10 protein-coding genes are annotated in these 15405 nt (G+C 69.6%); 4 read left to right on the top strand and 6 right to left on the bottom strand.

From position 1 onward, the window contains the following. From ABD156_RS23540 to ABD156_RS23525, 4 genes are all read left to right on the top strand, one after another. Positions 1–1143 carry a cupin domain-containing protein gene (locus ABD156_RS23540; protein ID WP_344277469.1) on the top strand — a complete coding sequence of 381 codons (1143 nt, stop codon included), beginning with the start codon at positions 1–3 and terminating at the stop codon, positions 1141–1143. 649 nt (positions 1144–1792) lie between these two features. Continuing rightward, the gene (locus ABD156_RS23535; protein ID WP_344277467.1) at positions 1793–3247 is read left to right on the top strand and encodes an aldehyde dehydrogenase (NADP(+)); all 1455 of its coding nucleotides are present in this window, start codon (positions 1793–1795) and stop codon (positions 3245–3247) included. A gap of 78 nt (positions 3248–3325) precedes the next feature. Then, the gene (locus ABD156_RS23530) at positions 3326–5644 is read left to right on the top strand and encodes a polysaccharide lyase 8 family protein (protein WP_344277464.1); all 2319 of its coding nucleotides are present in this window, start codon (positions 3326–3328) and stop codon (positions 5642–5644) included. Positions 5645–5750: 106 nt separating this feature from the next. Continuing rightward, positions 5751–7217, top strand: a complete 1467-nt coding sequence (locus ABD156_RS23525) for a flavin-containing monooxygenase (protein ID WP_344277639.1) — start codon at positions 5751–5753, stop codon at positions 7215–7217. 731 nt (positions 7218–7948) lie between these two features. Here ABD156_RS23525 and ABD156_RS23520 read toward each other — a convergent pair. The 6 genes from ABD156_RS23520 to ABD156_RS23495 form a co-directional block, all read right to left on the bottom strand. After that, complete coding sequence (locus ABD156_RS23520; protein WP_344277462.1) at positions 7949–8392, bottom strand: VOC family protein; 444 nt, start codon at positions 8390–8392, stop codon at positions 7949–7951. A 586-nt stretch (positions 8393–8978) separates the two neighbouring features. Continuing rightward, positions 8979–9434: a helix-turn-helix transcriptional regulator gene (locus ABD156_RS23515; protein WP_344277459.1), complete on the bottom strand. Its 456-nt coding sequence runs from the start codon at positions 9432–9434 to the stop codon at positions 8979–8981. An 86-nt stretch (positions 9435–9520) separates the two neighbouring features. Next, on the bottom strand, positions 9521–10681 hold the full coding sequence (locus ABD156_RS23510) for a VWA domain-containing protein (protein ID WP_344277456.1): 1161 nt from the start codon (positions 10679–10681) through the stop codon (positions 9521–9523). Then, a complete protein-coding gene (locus ABD156_RS23505; protein WP_344277453.1) occupies positions 10678–12858 on the bottom strand; it encodes a DUF5682 family protein in 2181 nt (726 codons plus the stop codon). The genes ABD156_RS23510 and ABD156_RS23505 overlap by 4 nt, the downstream gene beginning before the upstream one ends. Further along, positions 12855–13940, bottom strand: coding sequence for an ATP-binding protein (locus ABD156_RS23500; RefSeq protein WP_344277450.1), 1086 nt, complete (start codon positions 13938–13940; stop codon positions 12855–12857). The genes ABD156_RS23505 and ABD156_RS23500 overlap by 4 nt, the downstream gene beginning before the upstream one ends. Next, complete coding sequence (locus ABD156_RS23495; protein WP_344277446.1) at positions 13937–15379, bottom strand: DUF5691 domain-containing protein; 1443 nt, start codon at positions 15377–15379, stop codon at positions 13937–13939. The genes ABD156_RS23500 and ABD156_RS23495 overlap by 4 nt, the downstream gene beginning before the upstream one ends. Between the last annotated feature and the right edge of the window lie 26 nt (positions 15380–15405).

Below are 15405 nucleotides of genomic sequence, written 5' to 3'. Positions count from 1 at the left end.
GTGAAGGTGACCGGATACGCGTATCCGTGGGACGTGCTCGGCGATACGGCGTTCGCCGAGCGGGTGCAGGATCTTGGGGTGGACGAGGTCGCGGTGGCCCTGGCCTACCACAGCGCCCGGGCCGCGACGCCGTGGTCGACGGAGCAGACTTCGGTGGTCGCGCGGACGGCCGCGCTCTACCGCCCGGTGCGCGCGGAGGCCTGGTCGGATCTCGTCCCCGCCACGCCGGACTGGGTCTCCTCGGAAGACAGCGGCGGCGACGCGGTCAGACGGCTCAACGAGGCTGGAATCCCGGCCGCGGCGTGGATCGTGCTCACGCATAACTCGCAGCTGGGCACCGAATTCCCGCAATACGCCGTGCGCAACTGCTTCGGCGAGACGTACCCGTGGGCTTTGTGCCCGGCACAGCCCGCCGTCCGCGAGTACGCGGCGACGCTGACCGCTGAATCCGTTGCGGGACTTGATCTTTCGTCGGTATTGCTGGAAGCGTGCGGCCCGCTCGGCGGCGTGCACCAGCACCAGCACGAAAAGACCGACGGCGTATGGGCTCCGGCCACCGCGCGGCTGCTGTCGATCTGCTGCTGCGACGCTTGCGCGGAGGGCTGGACCGGCTTCGACCCGTCTGATGTCCGGGAAGCTTTGCGTGCTGAGGTTCAGCGGCTGATCGCTACAGCGGATTTGTCGGTGGTCGAGGGTAGACTTCCAGCTGAGTTGAAGGAAACGCTTCTGTCTGGGCGGCAACAGTCGACCGATGCGCTGCGCGCCGCAGTTCTGGCCGTGCTGGAACCGGGCACGCGGATCGTGCTGCACGGCGCACTCGACCCGTGGGTCACCGGCGCACTGCCCGGCCTGACGCCGGCAGCCGCCGACGACGCCGAGACGGTCGTGCTGCAGAACTGGGCACCCGGCCAGGGCAGCGTCGACGCGGTTGCCGCCGCTCGGCAGGCGTTGCCGGAACGGGTCGCGATCGGCAGCTACATCACCGCGGTCGCGGCCAGCGCGGTGCCGGACATCGAGGCGTACGTGCTCGAGTTGGCCAAGGCCGGCGCGACCGAACTGCACCTGTACCACCTGGGCCTAGCCGGTCCCGCGCGCTGGCCGGACTTGCACGCGGCCACGGCTGCGGCGCACTCGGTGTCTTGAAGCTTGTTTGTTGAGTCGTGATGCTTCTGTCTCGGGGTGGGAGGTGTGCTGGCTGTGGGAGCCGTCGGGTTGAGTGGCTGGCCGTTGCTGCGGACTCGGTGTCCTGGATTTGCTTGACGAGGAGATGTTCTGAGTCGTGAAGCTTCTGTCTCGGGGTGGGAGGTTTGCTGGCTGTGGCAGTCGTCGGGTTGAGTGGCTGGCCGTTGCGGCGGACCCGGTGTCCTGGATTGTTTGACGTGGAGATGCGTTGAGCCGTGAAGCTCTTGTCTCGGGATGGGGAGGTGTGCTGGCTGTGGCAGCCGCAGGGCTGAGCAGCTGGCGGTTGCCGCGCACTCGGTGTCCTGAACGTGCTCGACGAGGAGATGGTCTGAGTAGCGAAGCTTCTGCCCTGGAACGGGAAAGCGTGCTGGCAGCCGCCAGGCTGTTAGCCGGATCGGGCGAGTGGCTGGCCGTTGCCGTGCACGCGGTGTCCTGAACGTGTTTGACGAGGAGACGCTTTGAACCGCGAAATTCCCGCCCCGGAAAGGGAAGGCGTGCTGGCTGCGGCAGCCTCCCGACGGTTCGTCGAAAGCACTCCGGCTGATCGGGCCGAGCGGCACGCCGCTGCCGCGCACCCGGCCCCCTGAAACCTGTTTGACGAGGAGACCCATTGAGCCGCGAAACTTCCGCCACGGAACTGGAAAGCGTCCTGGCCGCCGCTGCGGCCGCCGCCCGGCCGTTCGCCGAAAGCACGCCTGCCGAGCGGGCGCGCTGGCTGGCCGCCGCCGCGGATGCGCTCGACGCTGCCGCCGAAGAGCTGATTCCGTTGGCGCATCAGGAAACTCGCCTCCCGGCCGCGCCGCGGTTGAAGGGCGAGCTCGCGCGCACGACGTTCCAGCTGCGGCTGTTCGGCGACGTGCTGCGGGACGGCGAATTCCTGGGCGCGACCGTCGACCACGCTGACCCGGCCTGGCCGATGGGCGCCCGTCCGGACCTGCGCCGGGTGCTCGTGCCGATCGGGCCGGTGCTCGTGTTCGCCGCGAGCAACTTCCCGTTCGCGTTCAGCGTCGCGGGCGGCGACACGGCGTCGGCGCTGGCGTCCGGCTGCCCGGTGGTGCTCAAGGCGCACCCGGGCCACGAAGAACTTTCGACGCGGACCGGCGAGATCGTCGCCAAGGCGCTGACCGACGCGGGTGCCCCGGAGGGTGCGTTCGCGGTGATCCACGGGGTCGAGCAGGGCGTCACGGCACTCAAGGACCCGCGGATCTCCGCCGCCGCGTTCACCGGTTCCGTGCCAGGCGGGCGCGCGCTGTTCGACATCGCGGTGTCCCGGCCGACGCCGATTCCGTTCTACGGCGAGCTGGGCAGCGTCAACCCGGTCGTCGTCACGCCGGGTGCGGTCGCCGCGCGCGGCGAAGCGGTGGCGAAGGGCTACGCGGGGTCGTTCAGCCTCGGCGCGGGCCAGTTCTGCACCAAGCCGGGCCTGCTGTTCCTGCCTGAGGGACACGGGTTGGACGACACGCTGCGCGAGGCCGTCAGCGCGGTCGCTCAGCAGGAGATGCTGAACGACCGGATCGCAGCCGGTTTCGCGCAGAAGCTGGCGGATCTGCGTGCGGTGTCGGGCGTCGAGTCGGTCGTGGAAGGCGCACAGGACGGCGACGCGTTCACGCCGTCGCTGCTGGCGACCACCGCGAAGGAATTCCTGGCCGGCGGCGAGGCGGTCCGCGAGGAACACTTCGGACCGGCATCGCTGATCGTCACCTACTCCGACCAGGCGGAACTGACCGAGGTGCTGGACAGCCTCGAACCCGGCCTCACCGCGACGGTCCAGGGCGAGGAGAGCGACGCCGACTTCGTGCGTCCGCTGCTGCCTTCGCTGACCCGGCTCGCCGGACGGCTGCTGTGGAACGACTGGCCGACCGGCGTCACGGTCAGCTGGGCGCAGCAGCACGGCGGCCCGTACCCGGCGACAACCGCGCCGACCACGACGTCCGTCGGCACCGCCGCGATCGAACGCTTCCTGCGCCCGGTCGCGTGGCAGAGCTTCCCGGACGCGCTGCTGCCGGAAGCGCTGCGCGAAGCGAACCCGTGGCAGCTGCCGCGCCGGGTCGACGGAGCGCGCTGAGCAGACCCCCTCGTGCGTGGCTCAGCAGGTGAGCACCGGCTGAGCCACGCACACCCAACCCCACTGGGAGGCACCGTCATGCCCGTGAACCGCAGAACCGCACTGCGTGGCGGTGCCGTCGCCGCCGCGTCGGCCGCGCTCGCCGCCACTGCGCGCCCGGCCTTCGCCGCATCATCCGCCGATCCTCTGAAGAAGATCGTGGCGGGCTACCGCGAGCTGCAGACGGGCATCAACCGCCCGTCGCCGGAACGCTCGGCCGCGCTGAAGAACCTCGGCCGGGTCGCGAAGTCCTACTACGACAGCATGACGGTCTCCGGAAACGGTCCACTGTGGACGGATCTTCCACTCGGCCCCGGCAGCGACTACACCACGTCGATGTACGCCCGGCTGCGCGCGATCGCCGTCGACTGGGGGACACCCGGCGGCACGCTTTCCGGCGACCCGAAGGTGCTCGACGGGATCAAGAAGGCACTGGAGCTGATCTACGCCAGCCAGTACAACCCGCAGGTCGGCGAGATCGGGAACTGGTACACCTACGAGATCGGCGTGCCGTACTACCTGCTGCACACCCTCGTCACGGTCGCCGACCAGCTGACCGCCGAGGAGCTGGCGCGATACGTCAGCCCGGTCAAGCGGTTCGTCGGAAACCCGAATCTGCGCGCGAACAACCCAAAGGTGGTCGAAACCGGCGCGAACCGTGCGGACAAGGCGCTGATCTCCATCGTTTCCGGTGCGCTGACCGGCGACACCGCGTGGATCCGCACCGGCATCGACGCGATCACCGACGTCGCCGGCGGGGGAGCGGCGAGCGTCCTGGCGAAGCTGGATCGCGCGGCGGGCGACGGTTTCCACGCCGACGGCTCGTTCATCCAGCACGACACCATCCCGTACCCCGGGCACTACGGCATCGTCCTGCTGACCGCGCTCGCCGGGACGATCCACGTCACCGAAGACACCGAGTACGCGCTGACGGACGACCTCAAGCAGAAGGTGTACGCGCTGGTCGGCGACACGTTCGCGCCATTCGTCTACGCGGGCGCGCTGATGGAGCCGGTGCGCGGGCGGATGCTGTCTCGCCAAGGCGAAACCGCGCACGACATCGGACATCAGCTCACCGTCGCGACTTTGGTCCTCGCCCGCTCGGCGAACGGCACTGTCAAGGCCGAGCTGTCTGGCCTCGCCGCCAAGTGGATCAAGGAAGGCACGTACGCGCCGTTCCTGGAAATCCCCGATCCCGAACGGTTCGCGCCGGGACCGGATCTCGTCGCGACTCCGGGCATCGAGTTCGCCCAGGACATGCTCGCCGGACCCGTTCGGCCCACGCCGATCGTCGCGACGCATCGGATCTTCGGCCAGCAGGACCGGATGGTGCACGTGACCGAGGGCTGGTCCGCGTCGCTCGGCGTCGGCTCCACGCGGATCTCGCGCTACGAGTCGATCAACGGGATGAACCTGCACGGCTGGCACGTCGGCGACGGCGTGCTGTATCTGTTCCTTCCCAACGCGAAAGGCCACTACTCGGACGCCTATTGGCCGACCGTCGATCCAGCGCTGCTGCCCGGCACCACTGCGAAGGCCGGTCCGCCGGGACCGCTGGCGGGGACGCCGTTGACGACGAAAGCGCACGTCGGCGGCGTGCGCTGGGATGCCCGGCACGGCGCGTACGCGATGGATTTCGTCTCCGAAGACGGTTCTTTATCCGCTCGAAAGTCCTGGTTCTTCACTCCTGCGGGCGTTGTCTGCCTCGGCGCGGGCATCACCGACACGTCCGGGCAAGCGGTCCGGACGACGATCGAAAACCGCAACCTCGGCGAAAACGGACGCGGCACGCTGCTGGCCGACGCGCGCGTGGTCGGCGATTCGGCCGCACTGCACCGGCCGCGCTGGCTGCACCTCGACCGCGTTGGCGGGTATGTCCTGCTCGACAACGCCGAGGTCACCGCCCTGCGCGAAGACCGGATCGGCGCGTGGCGCGACGTCGACACCGGTGCCAACACGAAAGGCACCACGACGCCGAACACGCGGCGGTACCAGAAGTTGGTGATCGAGCACGGCGCGAAGCCTGTGGACGCGAAGTACGCGTACGCGGTTCTGCCCGGCGCGTCGGTGGTGGGGACTGTCGCGTCCGCGCTCTCGTGGCGCGTCCGGGCCAACACGGCCGATGTCCAGGCCTTGCGGCTGTGGGATAACACACTGCTCGCAAACTTCTACAGTGCGGGTACCGTGGACGAAGTATCCGTCTCAGGACCCGCTTCGGTGGCGCTCGGCCGGGACAGCCTCGCTGTTTCCGACCCGACGCAGCTGCAGGACAGCGTCCGCGTGACGGTGCGGCGGCGCACCGTGGAGGTTCCGCTCAAGGACACCTTCGGCGCCACCAAGGTCGTTCCCCTGCGGTGAGCACGGTTTTCCCCGCCGGGCCGGTGGTTCCCGGCCTGGCCCGGCGGGGCCCCACTTGAGCCGGCCCCGGCCGTAAAGTGGGCGGAGCTGTCTCGATCGGGGAGGAATTGTGGCGCATTTCGATGTCCTGGTCGTCGGAGCCGGACTGTCCGGCATCGGCGCGGCCTGCCGGCTGCAGCAGCAGGCACCGGGCCGGACGTACGCCATCCTCGAAGCACGGGACACGATCGGCGGAACCTGGGACCTCTTCCGGTACCCCGGCGTGCGCTCCGACTCGGACATGTTCACGCTCGGCTACCCGTTCCGCCCCTGGCGCAAGGAACAAGCCATCGCGTCCGGCGCGGAGATCCTGGAGTACATCCGGGAAACCGCCGCGCACCACGGGATTTCCCGGCACATCCGCTTCGGCCACCGGGTCGTCCGGGCAGCCTGGTCGTCAACCGCGGCCCGCTGGACGGTAGAAGCTTCGCTCGACGGCGAGGTGGTTACGCACACCTGCTCTTTCCTGTATCTGTGCAGCGGCTACTACAGCTACGAAAACGGCCACGTCGTCGATTTCCCGGGCCGCGACGCGTTCCGCGGCGAGATCGTGCACCCGCAGTTCTGGCCGGAGGACCTGGACCTCTCCGGCAAGCGAGTCGTAGTAATCGGCAGCGGCGCCACCGCCGTGACCCTGGTGCCGGAACTGGCTTCGCACGCGGAATCGGTGACGATGCTGCAGCGCTCGCCAAGCTACGTCCTGGCCCGGCCGTGGACGGATTCACTCGCCCGCCGCCTGCGGAAATTCCTTTCTTCGCGCCTCGCCTACCACATCGTTCGGGCGAAGAACGTGCTAGTGACGACGCTGCTCTACCAGTTCTCCCGGCGACAGCCCGAGCGCGCGGCAGCGTTCTTGCGCGATGCGGCCGCGAAGCAATTGCCCCCTTCGATTCCGGTAGATCCGCATTTCTCGCCCCGCTACCAGCCCTGGGACCAGCGGCTGTGCCTGACCCCCGGTGCGGATTTCTTCGAAGCGCTCCGCAGCGGAAAAGCGGACATCGTCACCGACCGGATCGACCGCTTCACCCCCGAAGGCATCACGCTGGAATCGGGCGCGAAGCTGCCCGCGGACGTAGTCATCACCGCGACCGGCCTGCGGGTGATCGCGTTCGGCGGAATAGCACTGAGCGTGGACGGTGCGATGATCGAGCCGTCGGAACAGCTGGTGTACAAGGGAATGATGCTCGGCGGGGTGCCGAACTTCGCGTGGTGCCTCGGTTACGTGAACGCCTCCTGGACGCTGCGGTCGGACCTCGTTTCGCGGTACGTGTGCCGATTGCTGAACCACCTGTCCCGCAACGGTTTCGACACCTGCGTCCCCCGCCCGCCGGCGATCCCGGAGTCGACGCGGCGGCCGATCATGGACCTGACGTCGGGATACCTGACGCGCGCCGCCTCGGTACTCCCACGGCAAGGCAGCCGACGACCATGGCTGATGCGCCAGAACTACGTCCTGGACGCGGCCGACCTGCGACTGAGCCGCGTTGACGACGGGGTGCTGCGGTTCGAGCGTGCTGTGCGGCGGAGTGCCTGACCTCCTGCCTTCCTGACTTCAGTTCTGCTGGGCTTTCGTGACTTGACGAGATGGCGCGGCGTTCGTGTTGAGGTCCTTCCGTTCTGATCTGATCGGAGCTCCTGGCCCCGTCCCTCGCCCATGGTCCCTGACCTTTTGCTCTTGGCCCCTGCCCCTGCCCCTGCCCCTGCCCCTGCCCCTGCCCCTGCCCCTTGGGCCTTGGCTCCTGGCCCCTGGCTCCTGGCCCCTGGCCCCTGGCCCCTGGCCCCTGGCCTTTGGTCCCTGGCCCTTGGCCCATGGCCCATCGTTTGGCCGGGCGTGGTCGAGGTCCTCTGGCCTGGTCTGGTTGACATCTCTGCTAACCAAGCTGGAGCCGCGGCGGTCACGCCGAGATCCTTCACGCCTGAGGTGCTCGGCGTTTCCAGCGACCTGACGGGGGAGCGCGCTGGTCGTGCCGATGTCCTTTCGTCCTGGTCTGGTTGGCTTGTGCGGCGGCTTGGCGGAGAGCTTCGTAGTTCTGTCGAGATCGGCCTTGTCCGACTTGGTCGGGGTTCCCGATGCCTGGCGGTGAGAGTGTCGCGGTCGTGCCGAGACCGTCCGGCTGGAGCTGCGCAACGTTCCTGCTGCCCTGGCCGGGAAACGCCGCAGTCGCACCGAAATTTCCGGCCCGACCTCAGCTTCTGCAATGACCGGCCGGGGAAGCCGCCGCGGTTCCGGCGAAATGCTCCGGTCTGATCGCGGGCCCCGGTCCGTCAGCAGCTCCAGTCTTTGTCGAGGTCGAGGTTTTCCCGCCGCTGGGTAAAGGAAAACCAGTTGCCGGAATCGTCGCGGAAGATGGCCTCGGTGCCGTAGGGCCGCTCTTGCGGCTCCTGCACGAACTCGACTCCGCGAGCCTTCAGGGTTTGGTAGTCCGCGTGGATGTCGTCGGTCCCGAAAACCCCGGCTCCCAGCACCCCTTTCGCGACGAGTTTCTTCAGCGCTTCGGCGGATTCCGGGTCGAGTGCCGGCGCGTCCGGGACCATCAGGGTGATCTCGAGATCCGGCTGGTCCTTGGCCCCGACGGTCAGCCAGCGCATCCCGCCGTCGCCCATCGTCATGTCGGTGCGGACTTCCAGGCCCAGCTTGTCGACGTAGAACTCCTTGGCCCGGTCATGGTCGAGGACCCAGACGTTGGCGATGGACAGGCCCTTGATCACAGCTGACTCCTTGTGCCCGGCAGGCGCTGTTCGCCTGCTCTCTGTGATCAACAGTAGCTACCGAAGGGGCTGTCCGGCTTCTCGAAAATTGCGGTCCTCGCCGGGCGGTCGCGGAAGCGGCATTTTTGTCAGACCTGTCTGGAATCCTCCCGGCATGGACACGATGCTGCAGTTGACGATCGCCTGCTCCGATCCGCGGAAAATGGTTGCGTTCCAGAATCGCCGCCTGGCGCGGGGAATATCCCGGAGTCGGTCATCGATCCCGCAGGACGAGGGTCGAGGGTCTGTTTCCACCGGGTCCCCGAGCCGAAAACGGCCGAGAGCCGAGGGCACTTCGACCTGAAGGCAGGGCGGGGGCCGCGACGTTCCGCTGGACCTCCAGGCAAAGCGCCGGTCGCGCTGTCCGTTCACGGCCGCGCTCGGCGGTGATCCATTGCGCGAACAAGACCTGATTCCTTGACCAGCAAGGGCTCCGTCGTTGCACCTGCGGCGAGATTTGTCCGCACCAGGAACCGAGATCACTCGAGGTGTCGGCGACGAAAAGACATCCGGGAGATCTCGACGCGCCGGGGGCCAAGACCGTTCGTCACTCAAGATCCGGTTTCGCTGCCTGCCCCAGTCCTTTGAACCCGCCGTGCCACAGGAGCGCGTAGCACCCGGGGACGAGGGCCGAGCTCTGACTGACGTGCCGGGCACGGTATTCGCTCGGGGTCAGGCCGGTGTGTTTCTTGAAGCTCGCGGAGAAGGAGCCGAGGCTGCTGAACCCGACCAGCGTGCAGATTTCGGTGACCGACAGGTCGGCGGTCCGCAGCAAATCCTCCGCGCGCTCAATCCGGCGGCGGCTCAGATACTGCCCGGGCGTCTGCCCGTACACGGTGCGGAAAAGGCGCACGAAGTGGTAACGCGAGTACCCGGCGTGCGCGGCGATCGCGTCCAAGTCGAGGGGCTCGGCCCAGTCCCGGTCCATGGCGTCCTTGGCCAGGCGCAACTGCCGCAGCTGCGAAAGCGGGACTGCGGGGGCCGGGCCGGGAGTGGTTCCCATTTCCCGATGGTGACACACCCGCCGGGGAACCGGCCTCGGACCGGCCGGGAAGGCCGGAGTCCGCCGTCGGCGCAGATCAAGCAGGGTCACTGGGCCGTGGCCGAAGCCGCCCAGCGGCTCAGGTCCTCCCTTCGGAGCGCGGCCGCCATCAGGTCCGGGAAAAGGTCCGGCGTGCAGGCGAAGGCGGGCACCCCCAGTTCGGTGAGCGCGGCCGCGTTCTCGTGGTCGTAGAACGGAGCTCCGGAGTCCGACAGCGCCAGCAGCGTGACCACTTGCACCCCGGACTCGACGAGGTCCGCGACGCGGCGCAGCAGGTCGTCTCGCACTCCGCCTTCGTACAGGTCGCTGATCAGCACCAGGAGCGTCTGTTCGGGGCGCTCAACCAGCCCTTGGCAGTACGCCAATGCGCGGTTGATGTCGGTGCCGCCCCCTAGCTGGGTGCCGAACAGGACGTCGACGGGGTCGTCCAGGTGATCGGACAGATCGGCGACCGCGGTGTCGAAGGCGACGAATTTCGTGCTCAAGGCCCGCATCGAGGCAAGGGCCGCGCCGAAGACTCCTGAGTACACCACGGATTCTGCCATCGAGCCGGATTGGTCGACGGCCAGGATGACGTCGCGCCGGACGCTGTGCTCTCGGCGGCCGAAGCCGAAAAGCTGTTCGGGCACAATGGTTTTCAGCTCGGGCGAGTAGTGCTTCAGGTTCCGGCGGACGGTGCGGTTCCAGTCGATGTCCGCGCCTCGGGGGCGTTGCGTGCGAGCCGCGCGGTCCAGTGCGCCGCGCACTGCGGCTCGGGTGCGTTCGGCCAGGCGTTCCTCCAACTCCGTGACGACCTTGCGCACGACAGTGCGGGCGGTTTCCTTCGTCTCCTCCGGCAAAACGTTGTTGAGGGACAACAGGGTGCCGACCAGGTGGACGTCCGGTTCCACAGCGCTCAGCAGTTCCGGTTCCAGCAGCATCCGGGTGATGCCGAGCCGGTCTACGGCGTCGCGTTGCATGACTTGGACTACCGAGCCGGGGAAGTACTTCCGGATGTCGCCCAGCCAGCGGGCGACGCGCGGCGCGGAGGCTTGCAGGCCGCCGCTGCGGTCGCCGCTGCTGCGCGGGTTTTTGGGGCGTTCGTCGTAGAGGGCGGCCAGCACGTTGTCGACGCCGGTGTCCCCTTCGGACAGTGCGTGGCCGGTGCCGTCGGAATCTCCGCCCAGCACCAGGCGCCAGCGGCGGAGGCGTTCGGGATCGGTGGTCACGGGGCGGCTCCCAGGAGGATGGCGAAGACCGGCAGGGCGGCTGCGGCACGGATTTCGTCCAGGTTTTCGGCGACTGCCGACTCGACGCGGCGAGTGCCGGACAGGGTGGCGGCGCGTTCGCCGATCGCGCGTTTCTCGGGACCGGCGAACGCGCCGAAAGTGCGGCGCAGCAGGGGAAGTACCTCAGTGAAGACCTCAGGTGGGATCGAGGTCAGCCAGGTGTCGACGACGCGCAGCATGCGTTCGTCGTGGACCAGCAGAAGTGCGCCGCCGGAGAAGAAGCCCTCGACGTAGGCCGCGCCGTCCGTCGGCGTGATGCCGGGGGTGAGCATGCGGCCCAGCCGGAGTTCGACTTCCGCGCCGTCGAGCAGGTCGGCGTCGTGCAGGAGACGCACGATGCGGCCTGCCAGCAGCGGCGGCAGCGAGTCGCGAGCGGAGAGACGGGCGAGCGCGGTGAACCAGCGGTCCCGGGAAGCGTCGCCCAGGAGGTCGGTGGCTTCGTGGACGTCGTCGACCAGCTCGCAGAACTGTGCGGCGGCCTCCTCGTCGATGCCGTGCACGGCGGGCGGAAGCCCGGCGCAGACCCGGGTGAGGATCCGGTCGGCGACTTCTCGCAGCCGTGCGGTGTCGGTGCCGCGGACGTCGCCGTAGCGGGTCGCCCGCGCGAGCGGGGGCAGGGCCGCCATGAGGTGCGCGACGTCCGCGTCGGCTGCGGCGCGGGTGTCCAGGGCAGTGAGGGTCTCAGGCAGAGCGTCGCCTAGGTCGGCCAGGAGACAGCGTTCTACCGCGGCGGTGATGTCGGCGAGCGGGGGAGACTCGGCGACGGTTTCGCGCACGACCGAGGTGGCTGCGGCGGGCACGGTGGTTCCGTGAACGGCGGCGGCGACCAGGTCGACCTCGAAACCTGGTTCCCAGCACAGGGTCCAAGTCTCGCGGAAGGTGCCTTTGTTCCGCACCGAGGACAGTTCCGGCTCGCCCCAGGGGATGCCGAGGATCTGCAGGCGGTGCAGCAGGCGCGAGCGGTCCAGGCCGCCGGGGGTGCGCAGGTCCAGGTCGAGTTCGCGCGCTTGCGGTTCGCGTTTGAGCCGGAGCCGCCGGGCGGTGGCGATCAGGTCGGCGGCCAGCGGCGCTTGCGGAACGCTCTCCGGGACCTCGCCCAGCAGCTCGCCGACCACCAGCCGCCGGGTGACCAGGTCGGCCTGGACGTCGTCGCCTCCGCACAGGACGGCGCGGGTGGCGGCGTCGACCTCGGCCAGCCCGGCTGAAGACCGTCCGCGCAGCGCGGCCAGTGTGTCGGCCAGCCGCACTGCCTCGATCACGTGCGCGGTGGAGACGGGCAGGTCTTCCTCGCGCAGCACTGCAGCGACGGCGGTGAGCCACCGGGTGGTGACGTCGTCGGCGGTGCTGAACAGATGGTGATACCAGCCGGGGGAGCGGACGCCCGCGCCGTAGCCGGTGACCGACGCGAGCCTGCCGTGCGTCCACGGCACCCACGTGCACACGACCTTGCGCTTCGGGAGTCCTTTGAGGACAGACTGGTCCTTGGAGGCGGGCGGCAGCGGATCGGCCAGCGCGGGCACGTGCCAGGCCCCGCAGACCACGGCGATCCGTTCGTAGCCTTCCTTCCGTGTTTTGCGCAGCACGTTCCGCATGTACGCCTCGCGCCGCTGCTCGTGCGGATCGTCCGGCCGGTCGCCTTCGCGCAGCGCGGTCATCGCGTCGGCGATCACCTCGAACGGCGATTCGTCGCCCCGGCGGGACTCGACGAAGTCGTCCCACCAGCGTTCCGGATCGTCGTATCCGCCCGCCGCGGCGAGTTCCGCGAGCGGGTCGGCGCGGGGCGCGGTCCGTTCCTCGCCGAGCGCGAACTGGTGTGCTGCCGGGAGATCGCAGAACTTCACCGGAACGCCTGCCGCGGCGGCGTACCGCAGCGCCTGCCATTCCGGGCTGAACACCGCGAACGGCCAGAACGCCGCGCGCGACACGTCGTCGGAGGCGTACGCCAGCAACGCGACCGGCGGCCGCATGTCGTCGTCCGCGGCGAGATCGACGAGCTGGTCCGCCTCCGGCGGTCCCTCGATCAGCACCACGTCCGGTTCCAGTTCGGCGAGCCGGGCGGCCACCGCCCGCGCCGAACCGGGACCGTGGTGCCGGATCCCGAGGAGATGAGTGGTCATCCGGCGATCTCCTGGCCTGCCCGGTAGAAGTCGGCCCAGCCTTCCCGCTCGCGCACGACGGTTTCCAGGTACTCGCTCCAGATCGCGCTGTCGGCCACCGGATCCTTCACGACCGCACCGTGAATCCCGGCCGCGACGTCCTGCGCGCGCAGCACGCCGTCGCCGAAGTGCGCCGCCAGCGCGAGACCGCCGGTGAGCACGCTGATGGCTTCCGCCGTCGACAGCGTGCCCGACGGGGTTTTCACCGCGGTGCGGCCGTCTTCGGTGCGACCCGCGCGCAGTTCGCGGAAAACCGTGACCACACGGCGGATTTCGGCGAGATCGGCGGCTTCGGCGGGAAGCGACAGCGCGGCCCCCAGCTGCCCGACCCGCCGCCGGACGATGTCCACCTCGGCCTCGGCGGTGTCCGGCAGCGGCAGCACGACTGTGTTGAACCGCCGGCGGAGCGCGCTCGACAGTTCGTTGACGCCTTTGTCCCGGTTGTTCGCCGTGGCCACCAGCGTGAACCCGGGCCGGGCCTGCACTTCTGCGCCCAGCTCGGGGATCGGCAGCGTCTTCTCGGACAGGATGGTGATCAGCGAGTCCTGCACGTCTGCCGGGATACGGGTGAGCTCTTCGAGCCGCGCGACCTTGCCGTCCCGCATCGCGCGCAGGACCGGGCTTTCGACCAGCGCCTGGTCGCTCGGCCCTTCGGCGATGAGCCGCGCGTAGTTCCAGCCGTAGCGGATCTGTTCCTCGGCGGTGCCCGCGGTGCCTTGGACGAGCAGTGTGGAATCGCCGCTGATCGCCGCCGCGAGGTGCTCGGACACCCAGGTTTTCGCCGTGCCCGGCACGCCGAGAAGCAGCAGCGCGCGGTCGGTGGCGAGGGTGGCGACCGCGACCTCGATCAGCCGCCGCGGGCCGACGTACTTGGGGCTGATCTCGGTGCCGTCGTCAAGTTTCCCGCCGAGCAGGTAGGTGACCACCGCCCACGGCGAAAGCCGCCACGACGGCGGTTTCGCCCGGTCGTCGGCCGCGGCGAGAGCGGCCAGTTCGCCGGCGTATTCCTGTTCGGCGTGCGGCCGGAGGACGGGGGACGTCATGCGAGCTCCTTGTGCATTTCACGGCGGAAGGACAGGGTTTCGGCGACTGCGCGCCGCCACGGGGCGGCCTCGCCGGGAAGCGGGATCTCGGCCAGCGGATGGCCGAGGCAGGGGACCGGCACGGCTTTCGCGATCAGTGCGGCCGCGTGCGCGACGAGCCGATGATCGCGTTGTCCGGCGACCCAATCGAGCAGCACGGTGCCGAGCGCGGCGGGCCACGGCTGCGGCAGGTCGAGGATGAGCCGGGTGAGGGCTTCGACCGGCAGCCCGCGAGTCAGCTTCGCGACCGTGGCGGCCTGCTGTTCGGGCGACAGCACGCCGATGAGCGCCGCGGTGCTGCGCCCGCCCGGCTCGGCTTCCACGAGGGCTTGCGCCCACTGCTCGTCGCGTTGCCGGAGCGCGGCGGTGGCCCAGCTTTCGCGCACCACGTTCAGCGGCGGGCCTTCGACGAGCATCCCGGCCAGTTCGCCCGGGCTGCCGTACTCGGCCCAGAACCGCAGGGGAGTGGCGGCGATGATCGCGCGCAGCCGGGCAGTGCCTTGCCCGGGGCCGGCGGGGACGCGGATGCCGTCGCGGATCAGGCCGTCGTCCGGCTCGGGCGGAGCGAATTCGAGGACGTCGGCCCGCAGCGCGCGGCTGCGCACGGTGACGCAGGCCCGCAGCCGTTCGATCATCCGCTCGCCGGAGGCGGAATCGGGGTACCGGCCGATCAGCCGCAGCGCGATCTCGCGAACCCCGGCCGCCCGGTCGCCGAGCGCGGCTTCGACGAACGGCTCGTCCTCGTCGGCGAGGTGCTCGCCGAGCAGGGCGAGGAACGTCGCCCTGACGTCGGCCGGTTCGTTGCCCCAGGCCGCGGCGAGCGTCTGCCGCGCGCGGGCGGGATCGGCGACGAGCACGCGCTCCAGCCAGGCCTGCCGTCGTGCGGCGGTGCCGAACTGCCAGGCGTTGTCGCTGGTGTCGTCCGCGGCGGCGACCAGGAACGCCCACTCCGGATTCCGCTCGCCGAGCCACGCCCCGACCGGCCCGGCGACCGTGGCGAGCGGCGCCCGCAGCGACACCCGGGTCCGTGCCGCGTCGGCCAGCGCGGGCAGCCGCTCAGCCGGGACGCGGAATCCCTTGCCTGCCACCGTGGTGAGCCATTCCTCGACCAGCTCGGGCCGGTTGGCCGACAGCAGGTGCACGAGCCGCGCTCGCGCCACGGGCGGGATGAACGGCCGGTCGTCCGCCGCTGCGGCGGGTTCGGGTTCGATACCGGTGAGCGGTTGCTGACCGGCGCGCCGATAACCGGTGTACGCCGCCGCGGCGACAAGCGCTTGGTCGGCGGGGTCGGTGTGTTGTTCGGCGATTTCTCTTACGCCGGGCGGTAATGCGGTGGGGTCGAGGGTTCTGCGGCGGGTGCCGAGCAGGACGGTGCCGACGAGGTCGTTCCAGGTGGTCACGGGCGCACCGTCCGGTTGTGAGGCAG

Origin of the sequence: Amycolatopsis albidoflavus, from assembly GCF_039525725.1 — a bacterium.
Classification (GTDB): Bacteria; Actinomycetota; Actinomycetes; order Mycobacteriales; family Pseudonocardiaceae; genus Amycolatopsis; species Amycolatopsis albidoflava.
Note: the sequence above shows the minus strand (reverse complement) of the source record. Positions and strands in the feature narration are given on the sequence as shown.